The 23,793-nt window shown below is 30.3% G+C and carries 17 protein-coding genes, 1 tRNA gene and 1 pseudogene; 15 read left to right on the top strand and 4 right to left on the bottom strand.

Annotation, left to right across the window (positions count from 1 at the left end):
* Nucleotides 1-26 precede the first annotated feature (26 nt).
* Both BW723_RS10310 and BW723_RS10305 read left to right on the top strand, forming a co-directional pair.
* Complete coding sequence (locus tag BW723_RS10310; RefSeq protein ID WP_068365364.1) at nt 27-2,942, top strand: glycosyl hydrolase 115 family protein; 2,916 nt, start codon at nt 27-29, stop codon at nt 2,940-2,942.
* Nucleotides 2,943-3,088: 146 nt separating this feature from the next.
* Nucleotides 3,089-3,286: a hypothetical protein gene (locus BW723_RS10305; RefSeq protein WP_068365367.1), complete on the top strand. Its 198-nt coding sequence runs from the start codon at nt 3,089-3,091 to the stop codon at nt 3,284-3,286.
* 39 nt (nt 3,287-3,325) lie between these two features.
* Here the strand turns inward: BW723_RS10305 and BW723_RS10300 are convergent, their stop codons facing one another.
* Both BW723_RS10300 and BW723_RS10295 read right to left on the bottom strand, forming a co-directional pair.
* Nucleotides 3,326-4,354: a LacI family DNA-binding transcriptional regulator gene (locus tag BW723_RS10300; protein WP_068365370.1), complete on the bottom strand. Its 1,029-nt coding sequence runs from the start codon at nt 4,352-4,354 to the stop codon at nt 3,326-3,328.
* Nucleotides 4,355-4,389: 35 nt separating this feature from the next.
* A complete protein-coding gene (locus BW723_RS10295; RefSeq protein ID WP_068365373.1) occupies nt 4,390-5,418 on the bottom strand; it encodes a LacI family DNA-binding transcriptional regulator in 1,029 nt (342 codons plus the stop codon).
* A gap of 130 nt (nt 5,419-5,548) precedes the next feature.
* On the opposite strand from BW723_RS10295, the gene BW723_RS10290 reads away from it, so the two are divergent.
* The 10 genes and pseudogenes from BW723_RS10290 to BW723_RS18160 all read left to right on the top strand — a co-directional run bounded on the left by BW723_RS10290 (nt 5,549) and on the right by BW723_RS18160 (nt 19,721).
* Entirely contained in the window at nt 5,549-7,303 is a 1,755-nt protein-coding gene (locus BW723_RS10290) for a glycoside hydrolase family 43 protein (RefSeq protein WP_068365376.1), read from the top strand.
* 37 nt (nt 7,304-7,340) lie between these two features.
* The gene (locus BW723_RS10285) at nt 7,341-8,462 is read left to right on the top strand and encodes an endo-1,4-beta-xylanase (RefSeq protein WP_068365379.1); all 1,122 of its coding nucleotides are present in this window, start codon (nt 7,341-7,343) and stop codon (nt 8,460-8,462) included.
* Between the two features lie 2 nt (nt 8,463-8,464).
* Nucleotides 8,465-11,086 (top strand): glycosyl hydrolase 115 family protein, encoded by a 2,622-nt coding sequence (locus BW723_RS10280; RefSeq protein WP_076686385.1) that lies wholly within the window; start codon nt 8,465-8,467, stop codon nt 11,084-11,086.
* A 32-nt stretch (nt 11,087-11,118) separates the two neighbouring features.
* Complete coding sequence (locus tag BW723_RS10275) at nt 11,119-12,552, top strand: MFS transporter (protein ID WP_068365382.1); 1,434 nt, start codon at nt 11,119-11,121, stop codon at nt 12,550-12,552.
* Between the two features lie 36 nt (nt 12,553-12,588).
* On the top strand, nt 12,589-13,626 hold the full coding sequence (locus BW723_RS10270) for a glycoside hydrolase family 43 protein (RefSeq protein WP_068365385.1): 1,038 nt from the start codon (nt 12,589-12,591) through the stop codon (nt 13,624-13,626).
* A gap of 9 nt (nt 13,627-13,635) precedes the next feature.
* Nucleotides 13,636-15,120, top strand: a complete 1,485-nt coding sequence (locus BW723_RS10265) for a xylulokinase (protein WP_068365388.1) — start codon at nt 13,636-13,638, stop codon at nt 15,118-15,120.
* A gap of 13 nt (nt 15,121-15,133) precedes the next feature.
* Nucleotides 15,134-16,459, top strand: a complete 1,326-nt coding sequence (gene xylA / locus BW723_RS10260) for a xylose isomerase (protein WP_068365391.1) — start codon at nt 15,134-15,136, stop codon at nt 16,457-16,459.
* Nucleotides 16,460-16,515: 56 nt separating this feature from the next.
* On the top strand, nt 16,516-18,552 hold the full coding sequence (locus tag BW723_RS10255) for a transketolase family protein (RefSeq protein WP_076686383.1): 2,037 nt from the start codon (nt 16,516-16,518) through the stop codon (nt 18,550-18,552).
* A 9-nt stretch (nt 18,553-18,561) separates the two neighbouring features.
* Complete coding sequence (gene fsa, locus BW723_RS10250; RefSeq protein WP_076686341.1) at nt 18,562-19,215, top strand: fructose-6-phosphate aldolase; 654 nt, start codon at nt 18,562-18,564, stop codon at nt 19,213-19,215.
* A gap of 262 nt (nt 19,216-19,477) precedes the next feature.
* Nucleotides 19,478-19,721: pseudogene (locus BW723_RS18160) on the top strand (DUF6979 family protein).
* On the opposite strand, the gene BW723_RS10245 reads toward BW723_RS18160, so the two are convergent.
* Nucleotides 19,718-20,041: a helix-turn-helix domain-containing protein gene (locus tag BW723_RS10245; protein ID WP_068357651.1), complete on the bottom strand. Its 324-nt coding sequence runs from the start codon at nt 20,039-20,041 to the stop codon at nt 19,718-19,720. The pseudogene BW723_RS18160 and the gene BW723_RS10245 sit on opposite strands and share 4 nt — an antisense overlap.
* A 190-nt stretch (nt 20,042-20,231) precedes the next feature.
* Nucleotides 20,232-20,316: transfer RNA gene (locus BW723_RS10240), tRNA-Ser, on the bottom strand.
* 242 nt (nt 20,317-20,558) lie between these two features.
* Here BW723_RS10240 and aroC point away from each other — a divergent pair.
* The 3 genes from aroC (at nt 20,559) to BW723_RS10225 (ending at nt 23,772) form a co-directional block, all read left to right on the top strand.
* Entirely contained in the window at nt 20,559-21,623 is a 1,065-nt protein-coding gene (gene aroC / locus BW723_RS10235) for a chorismate synthase (RefSeq protein ID WP_068357654.1), read from the top strand.
* A 147-nt stretch (nt 21,624-21,770) separates the two neighbouring features.
* Nucleotides 21,771-22,868 (top strand): heparan-alpha-glucosaminide N-acetyltransferase domain-containing protein, encoded by a 1,098-nt coding sequence (locus BW723_RS10230; RefSeq protein ID WP_076686381.1) that lies wholly within the window; start codon nt 21,771-21,773, stop codon nt 22,866-22,868.
* 16 nt (nt 22,869-22,884) lie between these two features.
* Nucleotides 22,885-23,772 carry a carboxylesterase family protein gene (locus tag BW723_RS10225; protein WP_068357657.1) on the top strand — a complete coding sequence of 296 codons (888 nt, stop codon included), beginning with the start codon at nt 22,885-22,887 and terminating at the stop codon, nt 23,770-23,772.
* Nucleotides 23,773-23,793: the final 21 nt, after the last annotated feature.

Here is a 23,793-nt window from a genome sequence, read left to right as displayed (position 1 = left end):
ATTATAAATTAAAATATTCCTCATAAATGAAATTCAAATCTATATTAAATAGCAAAGTATTTTCAATACTACTGTTGTTTTTATGTGTCTTTTCGACTTCAATAGCGCAAGAAAATCAAAACTATGTTTCCACAACCAAAAGTAAAAATGCTTTTGTGTTAAAAAATTCAAATCAGACATCAACCTTACTTGTTAGTCCTAATGATCATAAAGGTGTTATAAGGGCTTTTCACGATTTACAAAATGATATTTTAAAAGTAACCGATCATAAACCAGAACTAAAAGAAACTATCACTACTTCTAATGAAAAAAACGTGATAATAGCAGGTACTTTAGGAAAAAGTGAGTTAATAGATCAGTTAGTCGATCAAAAGATTATTAATCCTAAAGAATTAGAAGGAAAGTGGGAAAAATTCATCATTAAAACTGTAAAAAATCCTTTACCAGGAATTAAAAGTGCCTTGGTTATTGTTGGAAGCGATAAAAGAGGAACTATTTACGGAATCTATGATTTGTCTGAGCAATTAGGTGTTTCACCTTGGTATTGGTGGGCAGATGTTCCTGTAAAAAAGAAGAATGAGGTTTATATTAAATCAGGAACTTATACTGATGGAGAACCTGCTGTAAAATATCGTGGAATTTTTATTAATGATGAAGCACCAGCATTTAGAAATTGGGCTTTCGAAAAATTTGGAGGGCAAAACCACAAATTATATGAGACCATTTTTGAATTATTACTAAGAAATAAAGCCAATTATTTATGGCCAGCAATGTGGCTTCCAACTATCTTCAATGAAGATGATCCTTTAAATCCAAAAACTGCAGATGAATATGGAATTGTAATGTCAACTAGTCATCACGAACCTTTAATGCGTTCTCATAATGAATGGTATAAATTTGGAGGTGGAGAATGGAATTACGAAACCAATAAAGAAAAACTACAAGAATTTTGGAGAGGTGGTATTGAACGTATGGGAGACTACGAAAGTGTGGTAACTGTTGGTATGCGAGGTGATGGTGATGATGCTATGTCTGAAGAAACAGCTGTAGAATTATTAGAAGAAATCATAAAAGATCAACGTGAAATTATTGCTGATGTAACAGGTAAACCTGCCAACCAAACACCTCAAGTTTGGGCAGTTTATAAAGAAGTTCAAGATTATTTTGATAAAGGCATGCGTGTAGATGAAGACATAATTATGCTTCTTTGTGATGATAATTGGGGTAATTTAAGAATACTTCCTAAAAAAGAAGATTTAAATCATAAAGCAGGTTATGGAATTTATTACCATTTTGATTATGTTGGTAGCCCTGTGTCTTATCGCTGGTTAAATACGACACAAATTGAGCGTGTTTGGGAACAGATGAACCTTGCTTATATGCATGGGGTAAAAGATTTATGGTTGGTAAATGTGGGTGATATAAAACCAATGGAATTACCAATTAGCTTTTTTATGGATTATGCTTGGAATCCTGATGCAATTCAAGCTAAAGATTTACCAAATTATTATAAAAAATGGACTCACCAACAATTTGGAAATCAATTCAACTCAGAAATTGCTGAACTGCTTTCATTGTATACAAAATACAATGCACGTCGTACACCTGAAATGTTAGAACCAGAAACATATAGCGTAAAAAATTATAGAGAAGGCGAAAGAATTGTGAAAGAATATAATAACCTGGTAAAGAAAAGTGAAAATATTTATAAGCAACTTCCAGAGAATTATAAATCTTCATACTACCAATTAGTGCATTCGCCAATTTTATTAAGTGCAAACATAAATGAAATGTATGTTGCAGCTGGATTAAATAAATACTATGCCAGAAGAGGTGCTGCAGCTGCAAATTTCTATGCAGACAGAGTAAAAGAATTATTTTATAAAGATGCAGAATTAACTAAATATTATCACGAAAAACTCGAAAACGGAAAATGGAACCATATGATGTCTCAAACACATATGGGTTACCAAAGTTGGGCACATCCACCATTAAACAGTATGCCAGCTGTAACATATGTTCAAATACCAAAAACTGCTGAATTGGGTTATTTTTTAGAATATGGAAAGAAACCTTTTTGGGGTTGGTTAGATGTTGAAGCAGATTTTGTTTTCAGTGAAACTTTTCTGGAATTTGATCCATTAAACAATCAAGATTATTACATCGATATTATAAATAGAGGTCAAGAGAACTTAAGCTACAATTTAAAAGTAAAAGAGGATTGGATTAAACTATCAAAAAATAAAGGGACAACTGAGTTTCACGAAAAGGTTTATGTAACAATTGACTGGGAAAAAGCTCCTAAAGAAAAAGTAATAGGTGAAATTATAATATCAGGAGGAGGAAAAGAATATGTAATTAAAGTACCTATAAATGGTACAATTACTAAAGGCGAAGGTTTTATAGAAAACAATGGAGTCATTGCTTTTGAAGCCGTAAACTTTACTAAAAAACACAATTCAAAAGACATTAAATGGACAGAAATACAAAATCTTGGTCGTACAAATTCATCTTTAATTATTGAACCTGTTACAGCCGAAAGACAAATACTTAGTAAGAATACACCAAGAGTTGAATATGACTTCACTGTGTTTAAAGCAGGTGATCTTAAAGTTAAAACTTTAGTTTCACCAACACAAGATTTCAAAAAGAAAGACGGTTTAAAATTTGCCATTGCAATCGATAATGAAAAACCTCAAATAATAAACATTAATGAAGGTGAGGAAATGCCAGATTGGAAATATGCAGAATGGTGGACAAAATCTGTTGGTGATCATATTAAAACTAAAATATCTAATCACAAAGTAAATAAACCAGGAAAACATACTTTAAAAATATGGATGGTTGATACAGGTATCGTATTTCAAAAATTTGTTATTGATGCAGGTGATACAAAACAATCTTATTTAGGTGCACCAGAAAGTAAATATATTAAACAATGATAAAACGTTTTATTATCCTGTTTTGTGTTTCAGCATTTTTTTCTTGTCATAAAAAGAAGTCACAAAAACGATTAAACTAGCACATAGTTTAGATCTTTCACATCCTGTTCATGAAGCTATGGTTTTATGGCTAAATTGGTAGTTTTATGTCTGATCAAATGGAAAAAGAAAGTTATAATAAAGAATTTGGTGTAGCTGATAATGTTAGTTCAGCAACCACAGGATTGGTTATTCCTCAAAGTAATATTTTTATTGTCTACTCTTTAGCAAGTGGTTGTGCAGGTATTGGAGCCTTATTTTTTATCAATGATTGCAGCTTTAATTTTAGTAAGTATTTTTCTTGAATTAAGTTTATAGTTACCTAAAGTATTTGGTTGTTAAGTTTATTTACGTTTAGAAGATTCTCTAACAATAATATCAGTATTTAACAAAGTGATTTCCATAAAATCTTGATTTTTAGGTTTTTTAAGATACTCTAAAACTTTAGTTGCAGAAATTACCCCCATTTTTACTGCAGGATGTGTACCTGTTGAAAGTTGTGGTTCTATAATAGTTGCTATTGGATCATCATTAAAACCAATTATAGCCAAATCTTCAGGAATTTTAACATTCATTTTTTTGGCAGCTTTTATTGCAGCAACAGCAGATGTATCATTTGTTGCAAAAATACCATCTGGTGGGTTTTCACGAGATAATAATTCTGTTGTAATTTTTTCACCTTCTTTATAACTTAAGTTATCAAAATAACAAATTAAAGATTCATCAAGTGGCAAGTTATAATCTTTTAAAGCTGCTATGTAACCTCTCTTTCTTTCGCTATAAATATATCTTAATTGCGATCCAGTAAAATGCGCAATTCTTTTACAACCTTGTTCAATAAGATGTTTGGTGGCTTTATAACCTGCAGAAAAATTATCAATCATAACAAGAAAAGTGTTAAAATCTCTTGGAACCCTATCTACGAAAACAAGGGGAATTCCTTTATCTATAAATTGTTGAAAATGACTTGTATCTTTTGTATCCATAGCTAAAGAACAAATTACACCACTTACTCTATTACTGTATAATGTTTTTGCTAGATTAACTTCGTCCTCATAAGAATCATGAGATTGTGCAATAATTACGTTATACCCAGATTCTTGAGCTTTAACTTCAATTCCGCTAATTAATGAAGATAGAAAAGGTCTTTCTATTTTAGAAATTAAAACTCCAATGGTTTTGGTTTTATTACCTCTTAAACTCGCTGCTAGTTTATTTGGGCGATATCCCATTTCCTTAGCAGCTTTTTGAATTTTATCTATTGTTTTTTTACTAATACTGGGATTGTTTCTTAACGCTCTTGAAACTGTTGAAGAGGAAAGCTCTAATTTTGAAGCGATGTCATATATAGTTATATCTTTTTTAAGAGTCATTTAATTGTGTTTAAAACCCAAATTTGTTGTTAAATTTATTTTCGTTTTGAAGATGCTCTAACAATAACATCAGTATTTAAAAGTGAAATATCCATAAAATCTTCACTTTTAGGTTTTTTAAGATATTCTAAGATCTTAGAGGCTGATATTTCACCCATTTTTACAGAAGGATGATAAACAGTAGATAATTCTGGATCTACAATTGAAGCAATGGGATCATCATTAAAACCGATAATAGCCAATTCTTCAGGTATTTTTATTCCCCTTATCTTTGCAGATTTTATTACTCCTACTCCTAAAATATCAGCAGGCGCAAATATTGCATCTGGTGGATTTTTTAAATCAAGTAGTTTATTTGTTGCTTTTATAGCATCTTCATAAGTAACATCATCAAGCTTCACAATAAGATCCTCTTCAATAGGAAGATTAGCTTCTTTTAAAGCGTTTAAGTACCCTTTTTTTCTTTCATTAAAAATACTATAATCAGAACCTGCTGCTAGATATGCAATTCGGTTACAGCCCTGTGAAATAAGATGCATAGTAGCTTTGCGTCCTGCAGCGTAATTATCAATCATTACTCGAGAGGCAATATTATCTTTTGGAATTCTATCCACAAACACCAAAGGTATTTTTTTATCAATAAATTTCTGAAAATGTGCAGTTTTTTTAGTGTGCATCGCCAATGAACAAATAATACCACTAACTCTACTGCCGTAAAGTGCCTTAGTTAAGGCAACTTCATCCTCATAAGAATCATGAGACTGAGCAATAATCACATTGTAACCTGCTTTTTGAGCTATTACTTCTATACCACTAATTAATGAAGAAAGAAAAGGTTGCTTTACAGTAGGAACTAAAATACCAATAGAATTAGATTTGTTTCCCCGCAAACTTGCAGCTAATGTGTTTGGACGATAGCCCATTTCATCAGCCGTTTTCTTTATTTTACTAATAGTTTTTTTACTAATACTAGGGCTATTTCTTAACGCTCTTGAAACTGTTGAAGAGGAAAGATTTAATTTCGAAGCGATGTCGTAAATAGTAACATCCTTTTTGTTAATCATATAATTCTTTTAAAGAGGCAAATTTAGTATTTATAAAATACTTTACGAATTCCATTGCATAGATTTTTTATAGCTAAATATTATTATGTAAATTGTAAACTCTTTAAATTTACTAAAAAAATCACTTAAAATGTTAAAAAAAACAATTTTTATAGCCTTTTCTTTATGTTCTATCCTTTTTGGTTGTAAAAAATTAAATGAAAAAATGCAACCGGTTGTATTAAATAATAATGTTGCCTTTCAATGGTTTAACTACAATGGAAAAGATGAAATATTTTCAAAAGAAATAGACACAATGAGAGAATTTCACAATCCTATTTTATCAGGATTTTATCCAGATCCAAGTATTTGTAGCGCAAATGGCAAATTTTATTTAATAACATCATCATTCAGTTATTTTCCAGGTATTCCAATTTTTGAAAGTTCAGATTTAGTTAATTGGAAGCAAATTGGACACGTTATAAACAGAAAAGAACAAGCTGATTTTAAAGAAGCTGGAGTTTCTAAAGGTATGTTTGCGCCAACAATTAGGTATAATAATGGCACATTTTATGTTATTTGTACCAATGTTACTTCTGGAGGTAATTTTATAGTTACTTCAAAAGATCCAGCAGGACCTTGGTCCGATCCTATTTTCATAGAGGGTGTAAATGGTATTGATCCTGATATATTTTTTGATGACAATGGTAAAGTTTACATAACTCATAATGGGCCTCCACCAAATAATATTACATTACACGATGGTCATAGAGCAATTTATATGTTTGAATATGACATTGAAAATTTTAAAATTATAGGCGAATCAAAACTAATTGTAAATGGTGGAACTGATTTAAGCCAAAAACCAGTTTGGATTGAAGCTCCACACATTATCAAAAAAAATAATTATTATTATCTTATTTGTGCACAAGGTGGTACAGGTTTTAATCATACAGAAGTAGTTTTTAGAAGCAAAGATGTGTTTGGCCCATACGAAGGTTATAAAAACAATCCAATTCTAACACAAAAACATCTAGATCCAAATAGAAAAAATAATATTACTACAACAGGTCACGCAGATTTTGTTGAACTACCAAATGGAGATTGGTGGTCAGTTTTTTTAGGATGTAGACCTTATGAAGGTGATCTTTACAATACAGGTAGAGAAACATTTTTACTACCAGTTAAATGGGAAAACGATTGGCCATATTTTGTTGATGGAAAACAACCTATACTACCAACTCATAAAAGACCAAATCTAGAATTCTCAAAAAACTATAAAAAACCTACCAATGGTAACTTTAATTGGAAAGATAACTTTAATGACTCCTCTTTGAGTTTAGAATGGAATTTTATTAGAACACCAGAAAAACAATGGCATCAGTTAGAAAATGGTTATCTTAAAATTCCATTAAGAGATTTAAATATAAAAGAGCAAAAAAACTTTTCTTTTATTGGTAGAAGACAACAACATTTAAAATTTGATGCAGCTACAAAAGTTCATTTCAACTTTAAAACCACAAACCAAACTGCAGGATTAGTTGCTTTTCAAAATGAATCTCACTACTTGTATTTAGGTGTTAAAAAAAACTCAAATGAAACTATAGATGTATTTGTTGAAAAAGCACATTCTAAAACAAAAGACAAAACCCCACAATTCATTGATAAAAAAACACTTAACATTAACTCATTAGACGAAATCACACTTAAGATTGAAGGAAATAATAGATACTATAGTTTTTATTATCAATTAAACAACAACAATAATTGGAAACCAATTGCTTTAAATATTGATGCTAAACTATTAAGTACTAAAGAAGCTGGTGGTTTTGTAGGCACTTACCTAGCAATGTACGCTTCTAACAATCATTTTAAAAAAATAGTACCAAAAACAGAAAAAAATTAATACCTTTACGCAACCGATTGCGTTAAACTAATTATTTATGGTACTAAAACATTTAAAAACAATTCTTTTCACCTGCTTAACTTTATCTCTAATTAACTGTAAAAAGGCTCAAAACTCATCTGAATCAATAACTTTAAAAGAAGTTTATAAAGATGATTTTTTAATTGGTACAGCTTTAAATACTAAACAAATTATTGGTGAAATTTCTGAAAAAGAAGCTTCTTTAATTAAAAAACAATTTAATAGCATTACTGCTGAAAATATGATGAAATCTATGCATATTCAACCTAATAAAGGCGAATTCAGTTTTGATATATCAGATAAATTTGTAGAGCTTGGTACTAAAAATGATATGTTCATTTTAGCACACAATCTAATTTGGCATAGCCAATTACCTAAATGGGTTAATGGTATTAAAGACAGCACTGAATTAAAAGATTTTATGCAAAACCACATTACCAAATTAGCAGGAAGATATAAAGGTAAGATTGGTGGTTGGGATGTTGTAAATGAAGCCCTTAATGATGATGGTACATTAAGAAAATCAATTTTTTATAATCTTTTAGGAGATCAATATTTAGTTGATGCATTTAAACTTGCAGAAAAAGCAGATCCCAATGCTGAGTTATACTATAATGACTATAGTATGTGTGTACCTTCAAAAAGAGATGGTGCCATAAAACTGGTTAAAATGTTACAAGAAAATGGAGCAAAAATAGATGGTATAGGAATGCAAGGCCATTGGGGGTTAACCAGACCAACATTAGATGAAATAGAAAATAGCATCGTAAAATTTTCATCACTTGGAGTTAAAGTAATGATTACAGAATTAGATGTTACAGTATTACCAAGTCCTTGGGAAAATGCTGGAGCAGATATTAATAAACGAGCAGAAAATTCTGATAGAATGAACCCTTATAAAGATGGTCTTCCAGAGGAAATACAAGAACAATTAGCACAACGTTATAAAAACATTTTTAAATTGTTTTTAAAACATAAAGACAAAATTGATCGTGTAACATTTTGGGGTGTAAATGATGAACAATCTTGGAAAAATAATTGGCCTGTAGAAGGAAGGTCAGACTACACTTTATTATTTGATAGAAATAATAATCCTAAAAAAGCTTATTATGAAATATTAAGTTTAAAATCTAGATAATTATGAGAATATTAAATAAATATCTCACTCTTTTTATCAGTATTATAATACTCACTTCGTCATGTAAACAAGAAAATAACACAGATAATTTAGCAAATAATATAAACACTTATATAAATGAATCTCAAGGTTTATTAATCAGTTCTAATACTGATTCTAGCCCAATTTATGTAAGTGAATCTGATTTTATAGGTGTCAAAAAAATTGCGAAAATTTTTCAAGAAGATATAGAGCGAGTTACAGGTAAAAAGCCTAAATTAATTACAAACAAAGTACCTAATCATAAGAAAGTAATTATTGTTGGTACCATTGGACATAGCAATTTAATTGATCAATTAATTAAAGAAAAAAAGATCAATGTTTCACCAATCAAGGGAAAATGGGAAACCTTTTTAATCGAAACTATTCAAAATCCATTTGAAGGTGTAGAAGAAGCTTTAGTTATTGTTGGTAGTGATAAACGCGGAACAATTTACGGTATGTTTGATGTCTCTTACGAAATTGGAGTATCTCCTCTTTATTTCTGGGCAGATATACCAGTAAAGAAAAAAGAAAATATTTATATCACTAGAGGATCTTATTCAAAAGGAACACCAAAAGTTAAATATCGTGGAATTTTTATAAATGATGAAGCTCCTGGATTAACTGGTTGGGCGTACCCAAAATTTGGAGGATTTAATTCAAAGTTTTACAGTCATGTATTTGAGTTAATCTTAAGAATGAAAGGAAACTATTTATGGCCAGCAATGTGGTCTCCTCGTGCTTTTTATACTGATGATCCTAATAATGGAAAATTAGCAAATGAATTAGGTATTGTTATGGGAACTTCTCATCACGAACCTCTAGCTAGAGCACATGCAGAATGGAAAGCCCCTTATGCAAAAGGCGATTGGAATTTTAAAACAAATCCTAAAGAACTTACAAAATTCTGGACAACTGGAATGGAGCGTGCTAAAGACTGGGAATCTTTAATTACTATAGGAATGAGAGGTGATGGAGATGAAGCAATGAGCGAAGAAACATCAACTGAATTATTAGAGAAAGTTGTAAACGAACAACGAAAAATTATAGCCAATGTTACTGGTAAGCCAGCAGAAGAAACACCTCAAATGTGGGCTTTATATAAAGAAGTTCAAGATTATTACGATAAAGGAATGCAAGTGCCAGATGATGTAACTTTACTTTTATGTGATGATAATTGGGGCAATTTAAGAAAATTACCTGCATTAGATGCTAAACCAAGAGAAGGTGGTTATGGTATTTATTATCACTTTGATTATGTTGGTGGTCCTCGTAATTATAAGTGGATAAATACAACGCAAATAGAACGTGTTTGGGAGCAAATGAATTTAGCTTACGAGCATAATGTTGATAAAATATGGATTGTAAATGTTGGCGATATTAAACCAACAGAATTCCCTTTAGAGTTTTTTATGGATTTTGCTTGGAACCCTAATAATTGGACTGCAGACAATTTACAACATTATTATGTAGAATGGGCTACAAAACAATTTGGAAAAGAATATGCTTTTGAAATAGCAGATTTACTTAAAAAATACACCAAATACAATGCGCATAGAAAACCAGAATTATTAAACATACCAAAGTACAGTTTAACTAACTTTAATGAGGCAGATAAATTATTGGCAAACTTTAAAGGTTTAGAAAAACAAACGCTTGCCTTAAAGGCAAAATTACCTAAAGAATATCTAGATGCTTATTATCATTTAGTAGAACATCCTGTAGTTGGTGCTGCCACTTTAAATGAATTATATATTGCTGCAGAAAAGAATAAATTTTATGCTAAACAGAATAATATTAAAGCTAATGAGTATGCTAAAAAAGTAAAAGAGCTTTTTATTAAAGATTCTTTAATCACAGAATTTTATCATAAAGAATTAGCCAATGGAAAATGGAATGGCATAATGGCACAAACGCATATTGGTTATACCTATTGGAATTCTCCAAAGCAAAATAATATTCCAGAAACTTTTTTAGTTGATGTTGATAAAACTACAAAAGAAATTAAAAATGAAGAAAAAGTAGTTGATATTCCAAAAGGTGCAAAAGGATTTATAGAAAATAACAATTATATTTCTTTTGATGCTGATAAGTTTACAAACAAAACAGAACCTAGTCCATTTCAATGGAAAGTTGTTGAAAATTTAGGAAAAACTGGAGCATCAGTTATCTCATTACCAATAAAAGAAGGAAGAGTTTCATTAACTGAAAACTCACCTAAACTTTCTTATGATGTTCATTTTAAAAATAAAGGAAACATTAAAGTACATACCTATTTTTCTCCAACAATTAATTATTCAACAAGAGAAGGTATGTATTTTGGTTTGTCTTTAAATGATAAAAAACCAACACAGGTAAATTACGATTCAGATCCTTTAATTTTTAATTATAATGGAAAAGTACCAAGTAATTGGCATAATAATGTAGGTGATAATATTAAGATAATTACTACTGAATTTAATATTGACAAGGCAGGAAACCATACCTTAAATTATTATAGAGTTGATGAAGGTTTAGTCTTACAAAAAATTGTAATTGAAACTGGTAAAAAAGATATACCTAAAAGTTATTTTGGGCCTCCTCAAAGTCCTAATTCAAAGTAAATTAAAAATCAACTAACTAAACTATTTTCAAGATGAATAAAATATCACACAAATTATCAATTTTAGAAAAAATTGGTTATAGTCTTGGTGATTTGGCTGCTAACTTAGTTTTTCAAACATTAATTACTTATTTAGCGTATTTCTATACAGATATTTATGGTCTAGACACCAATCATGCTTCTGCAATTATGCTTACAGTTGGTTTTGTAGCTGCTTTAGGTTTTAACCCAATTATTGGTGCCTTAGCAGACAGAACATCCTCTAAATGGGGTAAATTTAGACCTTGGATTCTTTTTACTGCTATTCCTCTTGGAGTGGTAGCCTTATTAGCATTTAGTACACCCGATTTTTCTTACAAAGGAAAAGTTGTTTACGCAGTTGTAACTTACACTTTTCTGCTTTTACTTTATGCAGCAAACAACCTACCTTACTCTGCTTTAAGTGGTGTAATTACTGGTAATATGAAAGAAAGAAACAGTATGTCTGCTTACAGATTTGTTGCTGTTATGTTTGCGCAGTTCTTTGTGCAAGTATTTATGTTATCAATTATTGAATCTGCTGGTAATGGAGATAAAGCTATTGGTATAGAAAAAGTAATGACTTGGTTAGCAATTATTGGTACAATTATGCTGATAATTACTTTTTTAACTACAAAAGAACGAGTTATTCCTAAACCAGAACAAAAATCAACTTTAAAAGAAGATTTAAAAGATTTATCAAAAAATAAACCTTGGATTATTATGCTAGTTTTAACAACATTGGTGTTTGTAACATTAGCTATGAAAGGTGGTTCTTATGTATATTACTTTAAAAATTATGTAGATCCTAATGAGTTAACTTCTTTTATAAGTCCAATTTTAGATTTTATGACTAATATTGGAGTTAATTTTTTTGGTGAAGACCCTGTTTCTGCAGGTTTTGGTTTATTTAATGCTGGTGGTATTATTTTTATGATAGTTGGTATTGGTCTCTCTAAAAGATTAGCAGATAAATACGGTAAAAGAGATGTTTTTAAAGTATTTCTATTAGTTTCAACTATATTCATAATTACGTTTTATTTCTTCTCAAAGAAATCTGTAGAGTTAATCTTTATCTCTCAAATATTACATGGATTTTTCTATGGAATTACAATACCTCTTTTATGGGCAATGATTGCTGATGTTGCTGATTTTTCTGAATGGAAAAACAACAGAAGAGCAACAGCTATTATATTCTCTGCAATGATGGTAGGTTTAAAACTTGGCCTTACTATTGGTGGGTCTTTGGTTACTTGGATTTTAGGTTTATATAATTATCAACCACAAGCAGATACTCAAGCAGAAACAGCTACACAAGGTATTAAAATGCTCGTTAGTATATATCCTGCAATTCCGTTTTTAATTGGTGTTGGACTATTGTTTTTCTATGAAATAAATAAAAATTTAGAAATTCGAATTGAAGCCGATTTAAAAGCCAGAAGATTGTAAAAAATTAAATATAAAATCCAATATAAATAAAATATTATGCCAGAAGAAAGTATAGATCATATAGATTTTAATGATTTAAATAAAAGGGCTATTTCTCAACCAATTGTTAATCATATTTACACAGCAGATCCGTCTGCACATGTTTTTAATGGTAAAATTTACATATATCCTTCTCATGATGTAGATGCAGGAGAAGCCTTTGATGATTTAGGAAGTCATTTTGCTATGGAAGATTATCATGTAATATCTATGGATAACGTAGATAGTGAAAGTATAGATCATGGAGTTGCTTTACATGTAGATGATGTTGCTTGGGCAGAAAAACAAATGTGGGCGCCAGATGCTGCGCATAAAGATGGAAAATATTATTTGTATTTTCCAGCAAAAGCATATGATGGTATTTTTAGAATAGGAGTTGCTGTAGGCGATTCTCCAACAGGACCATTTAAACCTCAACCAGAAGCTATTAAAGGTAGTTTTTCTATAGACCCTGCTGTTTTTGAAGATGATGATGGCAGTTATTATATGTATTTTGGAGGTCTATGGGGTGGACAATTACAACGTTGGAGAAATGGAACTTTTAATAAAGAAGAACTAGATAACCCAACTGCACATATACCAGAAGATAATGAACCTGCTTTATTACCATTTGTTGCTAAAATGACAGATGATTTATTAGAGTTTGAAGAAAAACCAAAAGAGATAGAAATTGTTGATGAACAAGGAAATTTGTTATTATCAGGTGATAATGAAAGACGTTTTTTTGAAGCTGCTTGGTTGCATAAACATAATGGAAAATATTATTTTTCTTACTCTACAGGAGATACACATTTTATCTGTTATGCTGTTGGAGATAGTCCTTATGGTCCATTTAAGTACGGAGGTCGTATATTAAATCCAGTTGTAGGTTGGACTTCTCATCACTCTGTTTGTAAAGTTGAAAACCAATGGTATTTGTTTTATCACGATTCATCATTATCAGAAGGCGTTACACATTTACGTTCTATAAAAGTTGCAAAAATAACGCATAATAAAGATGGTAGTATACAAACTTTAGATCCTTATAAAGGATAAAGAAAAATTATGTATTATATAGGATATGATTTAGGAAGCTCATCAGTTAAAGCAGCTTTAATTGATGCAAAAACAGGACGTACTGCTGGTGTAACAAATTATCCTGAAAAGGAAATGGCTATCATAGCTTTAGAAACAGGTTGGGCAGAACAAGATCCAGAAATTTGGTGGAAAAATATTGGTAAAGTAACTCAAAAATTATTGAAACAAACAAGTATTTCTTCTGATAAAATAATTGGAATTGGAATTGCATATCAAATGCATGGACTTGTTATTGTAGATGAAAATCATAAAGCTTTAAGACCATCTATTATTTGGTGTGACAGTAGAGCTGTTAAAATAGGGAATGATGCTTTTATAGGAGCTGGAGAGGATAAATGTATTTCCAATCTTTTAAACTCACCTGGTAATTTTACGTTATCAAAACTAAAATGGGTAAAAGAAAATGAGCCAGAAACATTTAAAAAAGTAAACAAATTATTATTACCTGGAGATTTTATTGCCTTAAAGTTAACAGGAGAAGCAACTACAACTATTTCTGGTTTATCAGAAGGTATGATGTGGGATTTTAAACAAAATAAACCAGCAGAATGGCTGTTTAACTATATGGGAATAAGCACTAATTTAATTCCTACAATTCTTCCAACTTTTTCAAATCAAGGAAAAGTTACAAAACAAGCTGCTAAAGAAACTGGTTTACCTCAAGGCATTCCTGTTTTATACAGAGCTGGTGACCAACCCAATAATGCGTTGTCTTTAAATGTTTTACATCCAGGTGAAATTGCTGCAACTGGTGGTACAAGTGGAGTTGTTTATGCAGTTACAGACAAAACAGATTCTAAAGAAAGTGTAAGAATCAACAATTTTGCACATGTAAATTATACAGAAGAAACTCCAAGAATTGGAAAACTTTTAAATATAAACGGAGCTGGAATTCAATATAGTTGGATGAAAAATAATTTAGCCTCAACAGATACTTATAATAATATGAATGAATTGGCTTCTCAAGTGCCAGTTGGTTCTGATGGGTTAAGAATTATTCCTTTTGGTAATGGTGCAGAACGCATGTTAAATAATACAAATAACGGGGCAAGTATTTTCAACTTAAACTTTAATAAACATAAAAATGAACATCTCTTTAGAGCTGCTTTAGAAGGAATTGCTTTTGCATTTGTTTATGGTATTAGTATTTTAAAAAATGATGGTGTAAATTTATCAGGAATGCGTGCTGGAAGCGATAATTTATTTCGTTCAGAAATATTTTCAAAAACCATAGCAACTCTTATTGAAACCGAAATAAATATCATAGATACCACTGGTGCAATTGGTGCTGCAAGAGCTGCTGGTGTTGCTAATAAAGATTTTAAGAATTTAGAAGAAGTATTTTCTGATAATGAACAAGTACTAACCTACCATCCTTTAAATGATAAACAAATTTATAAAGATGCATACAACTTGTGGAAAAACGATTTAGAAAAGAAATACAATAATTAAAAAAAATAAAAAAATGATAACTTTAGGAGATAAAGAATTTTACAAAGGAATAGGTCAAATAAAATATGAAGGAAAAAACTCTGATAATCCATTAGCATTTAAATACTATAACCCAAACCAAATTGTTGCAGGAAAAACAATGCGTGAGCATTTTAAATTTGCAATTGCTTATTGGCATACTTTCTGTGGACAAGGTGCAGATCCATTTGGTCCTGGAACACAAAATTTTCCTTGGGATGCAGCCTCAGACCCAATTCAGGCTGCAAAAGATAAAGCTGATGCTGCATTTGAATTTATTTCAAAAATGGGCTTTGAATATTACTGTTTTCATGATTATGATTTAGTTCAAGAAGGGCCAACATTTGCAGAATCAGAAAAAAGACTTCAAACTATTGTAGATTATCATAAAGAAAAACAAGCTGCCTCAGGTGTAAAATTATTATGGGGAACTGCAAATTGTTTTTCAAACCCAAGATATATGAATGGAGCTGCTACAAATCCAGAATTTAATGTTGTAGCACGAGCTGGAGGTCAAGTTAAGTTAGCTCTAGATGCTACTATTGCTCTTAATGGAGAAAATTATGTCTTCTGGGGAGGTCGTGAAGGTTATATGTCTTTATTAAACACAGATATGAAACGTGAATTAGATCATATGGCACAATTTTTAACTATGGCTAAAGATTATGCTAGATCTCAAGGATTTAAAGGTACTTTCTTTATTGAACCAAAACCTATGGAACCTTCAAAACATCAATACGATTTTGATTCTGCTACAGCTATCGGCTTTTTAAAAGAATATGGTTTAGACAAAGATTTTAAAATGAATATTGAAGTTAACCATGCAACATTAGCACAGCATACTTTTCAACATGAAATAGAAGTAGCAGCAGGTGCAGGAATGTTGGGAAGTATAGATGCTAATAGAGGTGATTACCAAAATGGATGGGATACAGACCAATTTCCAAACAACATTCAAGAAACTACTGAAGCAATGTTGGTTTTCTTAAAAGCTGGAGGCTTACAAGGTGGAGGTGTAAATTTTGATGCTAAAATCAGAAGAAATTCAACAGATACGAATGATGTTTTCCACGCACATATTGGTGGTGCAGATACATTTGCAAGAGCTTTAATAACTGCCGATAAAATTTTACAATCATCTTCTTATAATAAATTACGTGAAGAAAGATATAGTTCATTTGATTCTGGAGTAGGTAAAGATTTTGAGGCTGGTAGATTAAATATGCAAGATTTATATAAAATAGCTTCTGAAAACGGAGAATTACCATTAATAAGTGGTAAGCAAGAATTGTTTGAAAATATTATTAACCAATACATATAAAATAAAATTTCGGTTAAGATTGAGCTTGAAAAAATTACATTACACAGATTAATAAAATGAATAAAAAAGTAGACCAACAATCAGCAGATAATATAAGAGCTTTAGCTGTTGCAATGGTAGAAAAAGCAAACTCTGGTCATCCTGGAGGACCTATGGGAGGTGCAGATTTTATGCACATCTTATATTCAGAATTCTTTAATTTCGATCCAACAGATATGACTTGGCCTTTTAGAGATCGTTTCTTTATGGATGCTGGTCATTTATCAACCTTAATGTATGCACAATACTATCTTTTAGGAAACTATAAGAAAGAAGATGTCGCTAATTTCAGGCAATGGGGTTCTATTACTCCTGGTCATCCAGAAGTAGATGTACAAAGAGGAATAGAAAACACATCTGGGCCATTAGGTCAAGGGCATACTATGGGAGTTGGAGCTGCAATTGCAGCAAAATTTTTAGCAGCTCGTTTTGGAGATTGGATGAATCATAAAGTGTATGGTTTTATTTCTGATGGTGGAGTACAAGAAGAAATTTCTCAAGGAGCTGGTAGAATTGCAGGTCATTTAGGATTGAATAATTTTATCATGTTCTACGATTCTAATGATATTCAATTATCTACCCCAACAGATGAAGTTACTACAGAAGATACAGCAATGAAGTATGAATCTTGGGGTTGGAAAGTAATTACTATTGATGCTCATAATCACGATGAAATAAGAAAAGCATTAACAAAAGCCAATAGCCAAACCGAAAAACCAACCTTAATTATTGGTAAAACCATTATGGGTAAAGGTTGTGTAACATCCGAAGGAAAAACTTTTGAAGGTGAATGCGAATTACATGGTCAACCTATTGGTCATACGGGAGCAGATTATACCAAAACTTTAATAAATTTAGGAGCAAACCCAGAAAGTCCTTTTGATATTTATGAAGATGTAAGTGAATTTTATCAGAATTTATTAGAAAGAAAAACACTAGAAGCAAGAGATAAAAAGGTTGAGATTTCCATTTGGAGAGAAGCGAATCCTAAAAAAGCTGAAAAATTAGATTTCTTTTTATCAGGAGAGTTACCAACCTTAGATTTTGAAGGAATAGCACATAAAGCAGGATTAGCGTCAAGAGCTGCTTCATCTGGAGTTTTAGCATATTTAGCTGAGCATGTAGAAAACATGATTGTTTCTTCTGCAGATTTATCTAACAGTGATAAAACAGATGGATTTTTGAAGAAAACCCAAGCACTAAAAAAAGGTGATTTTAGTGGTTCATTTTTACAAGCAGGAGTTGCAGAATTAACAATGGCTTGTATTGCAAATGGTATTGCATTACATGGTGGAGTTATACCTGTTGTGGCTACATTTTTTGTTTTTTCAGATTATATGAAACCAGCCATTCGTTTGAGTGGAATTCAAGAGTTAGGAGTAAAATATGTTTGGACACATGATGCTTTTAGAGTGGGTGAAGATGGACCAACACATCAACCTGTAGAACAAGAAGCACAAATTCGTTTGTTAGAAAAATTGAAAAACCACAGGGGAAATCCCAGTTTCTTAGCCTTACGTCCTGCAGATTCTGCAGAAACAAGTGTGGCTTGGAAAATGGCATTAGAAAATAAAAACACACCCACAGGTTTAATTTTATCAAGACAAGGAATTAAAGATTTACCAACAAAAGAAGCATCTAGATATCAAGAAGCATTAGCCGCTGAAAAAGGAGGTTACTTGGTAAAAGAAGTAGAAAATCCTGATGTAGTTTTAATTGCAAACGGATCTGAAGTAGCCACTTTAGTAGCAGCAGCAGAAATTTTAGAAGCAGAGCATAATTTAAAAGTAAATATTGCATCTGTTATATCTGAAGGAGTCTTTAGGTTACAATCTAGAGAGTATCAAAATAGCATCATCCCAAAAAACAAACCATTATTTGGTTTAACTGCAGGATTACCAGTAAACTTAGAAGGTTTAGTAGGAGATGCTGGAAAAGTGTATGGATTAGAGCATTTTGGTTATTCTGCTCCAGCAACAGTGTTAGATGATAAATTTGGATTTACAGGCGAAAAAGTAAGTCTACAAGTATTAGAATATTTAAAAACAGTATAAACAAGAAATATGAAATTTTTTATTGACACAGCAAATTTAAATGATATTGCAGAGGCAGAAGCTTTGGGTGTTTTAGATGGTGTAACCACAAACCCTTCTTTAATGGCAAAAGAAGGCATTACAGGGGCAAAAAATATTTTAAATCACTACAAAAAGATTTGTGATATAGTAACAGGAGATGTTTCTGCAGAAGTAATTGCTACAGATTATGAAGGAATGGTTAAACAAGGAGAAGAATTAGCAGCATTACATCCACAAATTGTTGTTAAATTACCAATGATTGCAGATGGCGTAAAAGCATGTAAATATTTTTCAGATAAAGGGATAAAAACAAATGTAACTTTAGTTTTTTCGGCTGGTCAAGCATTATTAGCTGCAAAAGCTGGTGCAACATATGTATCTCCGTTTTTAGGAAGATTAGATGATATTTCTACAAATGGTTTAAACTTAATCTCAGAAATAAGATTAATTTATGATAATTATAACTTTAATACACAAATTTTAGCAGCTTCTGTTAGAAACACAATGCACGTTATTAATTGTGCTAAATTAGGTTCTGATGTTATGACAGGACCATTATCTTCTATTACAGGTTTATTAAAACATCCATTAACTGACAGTGGATTAGCAAAGTTTTTAGAAGATTATAAAAAAGGGAATTAATTCCACTAAATTTTCTTAAATTAAAGCTTCCTTATTTTTAAGGAGGCTTTTTTTTATAAAGCAACTTATCTGAATAATTTTTAAATTATATAATATTGTAGTAAAACCTTCATTTTTTGCTTATAAACCATTGACTTAAATATTATTAAATTACAAATAGTATTTAGGCAAAATTATTATGTATATTTACGCAACCGATTGTAATAAAAGAATTATATCAAACAAAATCTTCACGAGAAAAAGGAAGTAAAAAAATGCTTTCTTGGGGTTGTGTGAAGATGGTTTAGTAAAAGGTATAAAAGCAAATAAATATCTTAACAATTCAAAAACTAATTTGAATAAAAAATATGCTTTGTTAGCCGTTACGTTTTTATCCAAAAACCCAGAATTATCTAAAAAAAGAATTATGGTTAAAAATTGAAGCGCATTTAGCTATAAGTAAAACTCATAATTCTCAAATGGATGTTGTTTTAGCATTGTTTGAAAGTAATTTATTAGTTCTTTAATTTCTTTTCAAAGAATACTTATTCGCTACATCTTGCATCTCTTCTTGAGTCATTACAGAACTTTCTAAAGCCCAATTAGTCACTTTTTCTTTATCAAAATAGATTTTCTTACCTTTTTTAGAATGAGGAATCTGATTTGAACTCGTCATTTTATAAATAAACGATGTTGAAACTTTTAAATAATCAGCCAGCGCTTTTACATCTATAAGTTCTGGATAAGCGGTATTAATATTTTTATTCGAAATTATGGAATTAATATTTTCAAATAAACATTCAATTCGACCTAATCTTTGGTTTATAATTTCAAAAGGATTTTCCATAATTTTTAATCTTAGTTATCATCTAAAATTAAGCAATAAAATAAAAGATTTAGTTAAAGAAAAGATTTTATTCTAAATTATTTGAGAGAATCATTACTAAAAGAATTGAGGTTTGAAATAAAGAACTGTCAATCCCTTTGTCAACTCCAAAAATAAACCCTTGAAAATCAACAGATTAACAAGGGTTCTGCGGAGAAAGAGGGATTCGAACCCCCGGACCTGTTACAGTCAACAGTTTTCAAGACTGCCGCATTCGACCACTCTGCCATTTCTCCAAGTGTCTCATCAGGTATTTCCTGAATGCGGATGCAAATATAGAAACCTTTTTCATTTTGTGAAACAAAAAAGCAAATAATTTTTATTTTTTTTGAATATCTTAAAAATATAATTTTATAACACTATAAATCAGCAGTTAACATTATTTAATAGATTTTAGAAATCATTATAATATCTTTTACCTTCAAAAAAACAATAGAGTAGTTTCATTATATTTGCATCAAAATTATAATTTTTAATTATGTCATTTAATTCTTTTGGAAATTTATTAAAAGTAACAACTTACGGAGAATCTCATGGAACTGCTATTGGTGGTGTTATAGATGGTTTTCCTGCTGGTTTAGAGGTTGACTTCGAAGCTATTCAAGAAGAACTAAATAGACGTAAACCTGGGCAATCTAAAATTGTTACACAACGTAAAGAACCAGATACTGTTGAGTTTTTATCAGGTATTTTTGAAGGTAAAACCACAGGAACATCTATTGGTTTTGTGATTAAAAACACAAATCAAAAAAGTAAAGATTATAATCATAATACCAATGTGTACAGACCTTCTCACGCAGATTATACTTACGACCAAAAATATGGTTTAAGAGATTATAGAGGTGGTGGAAGAAGTTCTGCTCGCGAAACTGCAAACTGGGTAGTTGCTGGTGCTTTGGCTAAGCAATTGGTATCTAACATAAAAATAAATGCTTTTACATCTTCTGTAGGAGAAATTTTTATGGAAAAACCATATCAAGATGTAGATTTTGCTAAAACAGAAAGCAATATTGTTCGCTGTCCTGATGAAGCATCCGCAGAAAAAATGATTACTAAAATTAAGGAGATCAGAAAAGCTGGTGATACAATTGGAGGAACAATTACTTGTGTTGCTCAAAATGTACCTGTTGGTTTAGGTGAACCTATTTTTCATAAATTGCATGCTCAATTAGGTGGAGCAATGTTATCTATAAATGCTGTAAAAGGTTTTGAATTTGGTAGCGGATTTTGTGGTGCAAAAATGAAAGGTTCTGAGCATAATGACATTTTTAACGCAGATGGCTCTACAAAATCTAACTTATCTGGTGGAATTCAAGGTGGAATTTCTAATGGAATGGATATTTATTTTAGAGTAGCTTTTAAACCAGTTGCTACAATTATGAGCAGTCAACAAACCATAAATTCTGAAAATGAAGTTACAGAAATTACGGGTAAAGGAAGACACGATCCTTGTGTTGTGCCAAGAGCTGTGCCAATTGTAGAAGCATTAACTGCTTTAGTTTTGGCCGATTTTCTATTACTGAATAGAACAAGAACAGTATAATATACTTTATAATTATTATTTATTTAGATTGATAATTTTGCAAAACATTTGATGTATTTTGCTAATTTGATATTAAAATCATTTTAATTTACTTCCCTTAGTAAATTCTTAATTATATGTTTACTTTTAGAGTATAAAATATAAAATTTGAACTCTAATAGATTGTATTTTATTGATATTGTACGTGCTTTTGCCATTTTAATGATGTTGCAAGGTCATTTTATTGATACACTTTTAGAAGTTTCCTATCGAGATTCAAATTATACTGCTTACCGAGTTTGGGCTTATTTTAGGGGAATAACAGCGCCAACTTTTTTTACTATTTCAGGATTAATTTTTACTTATCTTTTATTAAAAGCCAAAGAAAAAGGAACTGAAAAATTAAGAATGCGAAAAGGAATTATGAGAGGTTTTTTCTTAATCGGAATTGGCTATCTACTTAGAATTACTCTTTTTACTTGGTTATCTGGTGAGTTTAATAACTATTTTTTAGTGATAGATGTTTTACAAATAATAGGTCTTAGCTTAATATTAATAATTGGTATTTACTTTTTATGTAATAAAAAAACAATTCTTTTTTCTGCTATTGTATTAGTTTTAGGAACTCTCATATTTTTAACAGAACCAATGTATAGAAATCTTGATGTTTCTTCTATTCCGTTATTTTTAAGCAATTATATCTCTAAGAGTAATGGTTCTGTTTTTACCATAATCCCTTGGTTTGGTTACATTTGTTTTGGTGCTTTTCTATCAACCTTATTTTATAAATATTTACACAAAAAACACTTTAAAATAATTGTTATTCCTTCATTTATCTTTTTAGGTTTACTATTAATTTTCTATTCATCTTCAATTCTAGCATATTTATCAAAATTATTTCATATTCAATTATTTATGGATTCCGCTAGTTATAATTACCTTTTTACACGATTTGGAAATGTATTATTATATTTTGCTTTTTTCTACGGATTAGAACGTTTTTTTAAAAATCCTCTTATTATAAAAATCGGACAAAAAACATTATCTATTTATGTAATTCATTTTATAATTATTTATGGAAGTTTTACAGGCTTAGGATTAAATAGCTTAATTGGCAAAACACTAAACCCTATTGAAGCGATTTTTGGTGCTATTTTATTTTTGATGTTAGTCTGTTTATTGGCTTATTTTTATGTAAAATCAAACACTTTCTTGTATTTAAATTCAAGGAAAATTTATGATAAGTTGAAAGGAAAACCAGAATAACAGCGACTACCATTTTATGAAATATTTTTTAATTCCTTTTTATTTATTGTTATCTGTAAACAGTTTTTCTCAAAAAAAATATTTAGAAAAAATAGCAAAAACATCTAAACGAAAATTTACCTACCAAAGAATTAAAAAGGAAAAGAATTTAAAACTAGATTTTTACAAACCCAGAAAAGTAAAAGGTTTAAAACCTTTAATTATTTATGTTCACGGAGGTGGATTTTCTGGAGGAAATAGAAATGATAAATATGCTGTAGATTTCTCAAAAGAAATGGCAAGTTATGGTTATGCTGTAGCTTCTATTTCTTATCGTTTAACAATGAAAGGAATTGGTTTTGGTTGCAACATAAAAGCAGATTTAAAAATTCAGGCTTTTAACGAAGTTTCTAAGGATATTAGTTACGCGATAAAATACATTATAAAACGTAATCGAAAATTTAAAATAGACATTAGTAAAGTGATTTTAGTAGGTTCTAGTGCAGGTGCAGAAGCAGTGTTAAATTTAGCTTACGTTTATGAAAATGAGATTCTAGATTCAAAATTTAAATTTGCAGGAATTATTGGTATGGCTGGCGCAATTACAGCTATTGATAAAATAACGAATAGCAATGCAATACCAACACAGCTTTTTCATGGTGAAAAAGATGATTTAGTACCTTATCATATTGCTCCACATCATTATTGCAAAAAAGAAAATATAGGTTACTTAAAATTATATGGTTCTAGAGCAATTGCAAATCAATTAAAATCTATTGGTAAATCTTATTATTTGTACTCCGTTAAAAACGGTGATCATAGTTGGAATTCCAGACCTATTTATCAATGTAAAAATGAAATATTAGATTTTTTATATTTTGATGTTTTGCAGAACAATGAAAGACAAACAGAAGTTCAATTTTGATAAATAAAAAAGTCGTACTAA

It is taken from the genome of Polaribacter reichenbachii (genome assembly GCF_001975665.1).
GTDB lineage: Bacteria > Bacteroidota > Bacteroidia > Flavobacteriales > Flavobacteriaceae > Polaribacter > Polaribacter reichenbachii.
The sequence above is the reverse complement of the archived record's forward strand: the minus strand, read 5'-3'. Positions and strand labels throughout refer to the sequence as shown.

Bases quoted from the DNA above. Each gene is read 5' to 3' on its own strand.
- BW723_RS10310 (WP_068365364.1), top strand. From the start codon at position 27: ATGAAATTCAAATCTATATTAAATAGCAAAGTATTTTCAATACTACTG.
- BW723_RS10305 (WP_068365367.1), top strand. From the start codon at position 3,089: ATGTCTGATCAAATGGAAAAAGAAAGTTATAATAAAGAATTTGGTGTA.
- BW723_RS10300 (WP_068365370.1), bottom strand. From the start codon at position 4,354: ATGACTCTTAAAAAAGATATAACTATATATGACATCGCTTCAAAATTA.
- BW723_RS10295 (WP_068365373.1), bottom strand. From the start codon at position 5,418: ATGATTAACAAAAAGGATGTTACTATTTACGACATCGCTTCGAAATTA.
- BW723_RS10290 (WP_068365376.1), top strand. From the start codon at position 5,549: ATGTTAAAAAAAACAATTTTTATAGCCTTTTCTTTATGTTCTATCCTT.
- BW723_RS10285 (WP_068365379.1), top strand. From the start codon at position 7,341: ATGGTACTAAAACATTTAAAAACAATTCTTTTCACCTGCTTAACTTTA.
- BW723_RS10280 (WP_076686385.1), top strand. From the start codon at position 8,465: ATGAGAATATTAAATAAATATCTCACTCTTTTTATCAGTATTATAATA.
- BW723_RS10275 (WP_068365382.1), top strand. From the start codon at position 11,119: ATGAATAAAATATCACACAAATTATCAATTTTAGAAAAAATTGGTTAT.
- BW723_RS10270 (WP_068365385.1), top strand. From the start codon at position 12,589: ATGCCAGAAGAAAGTATAGATCATATAGATTTTAATGATTTAAATAAA.
- BW723_RS10265 (WP_068365388.1), top strand. From the start codon at position 13,636: ATGTATTATATAGGATATGATTTAGGAAGCTCATCAGTTAAAGCAGCT.
- xylA (WP_068365391.1), top strand. From the start codon at position 15,134: ATGATAACTTTAGGAGATAAAGAATTTTACAAAGGAATAGGTCAAATA.
- BW723_RS10255 (WP_076686383.1), top strand. From the start codon at position 16,516: ATGAATAAAAAAGTAGACCAACAATCAGCAGATAATATAAGAGCTTTA.
- fsa (WP_076686341.1), top strand. From the start codon at position 18,562: ATGAAATTTTTTATTGACACAGCAAATTTAAATGATATTGCAGAGGCA.
- BW723_RS10245 (WP_068357651.1), bottom strand. From the start codon at position 20,041: ATGGAAAATCCTTTTGAAATTATAAACCAAAGATTAGGTCGAATTGAA.
- aroC (WP_068357654.1), top strand. From the start codon at position 20,559: ATGTCATTTAATTCTTTTGGAAATTTATTAAAAGTAACAACTTACGGA.
- BW723_RS10225 (WP_068357657.1), top strand. From the start codon at position 22,885: ATGAAATATTTTTTAATTCCTTTTTATTTATTGTTATCTGTAAACAGT.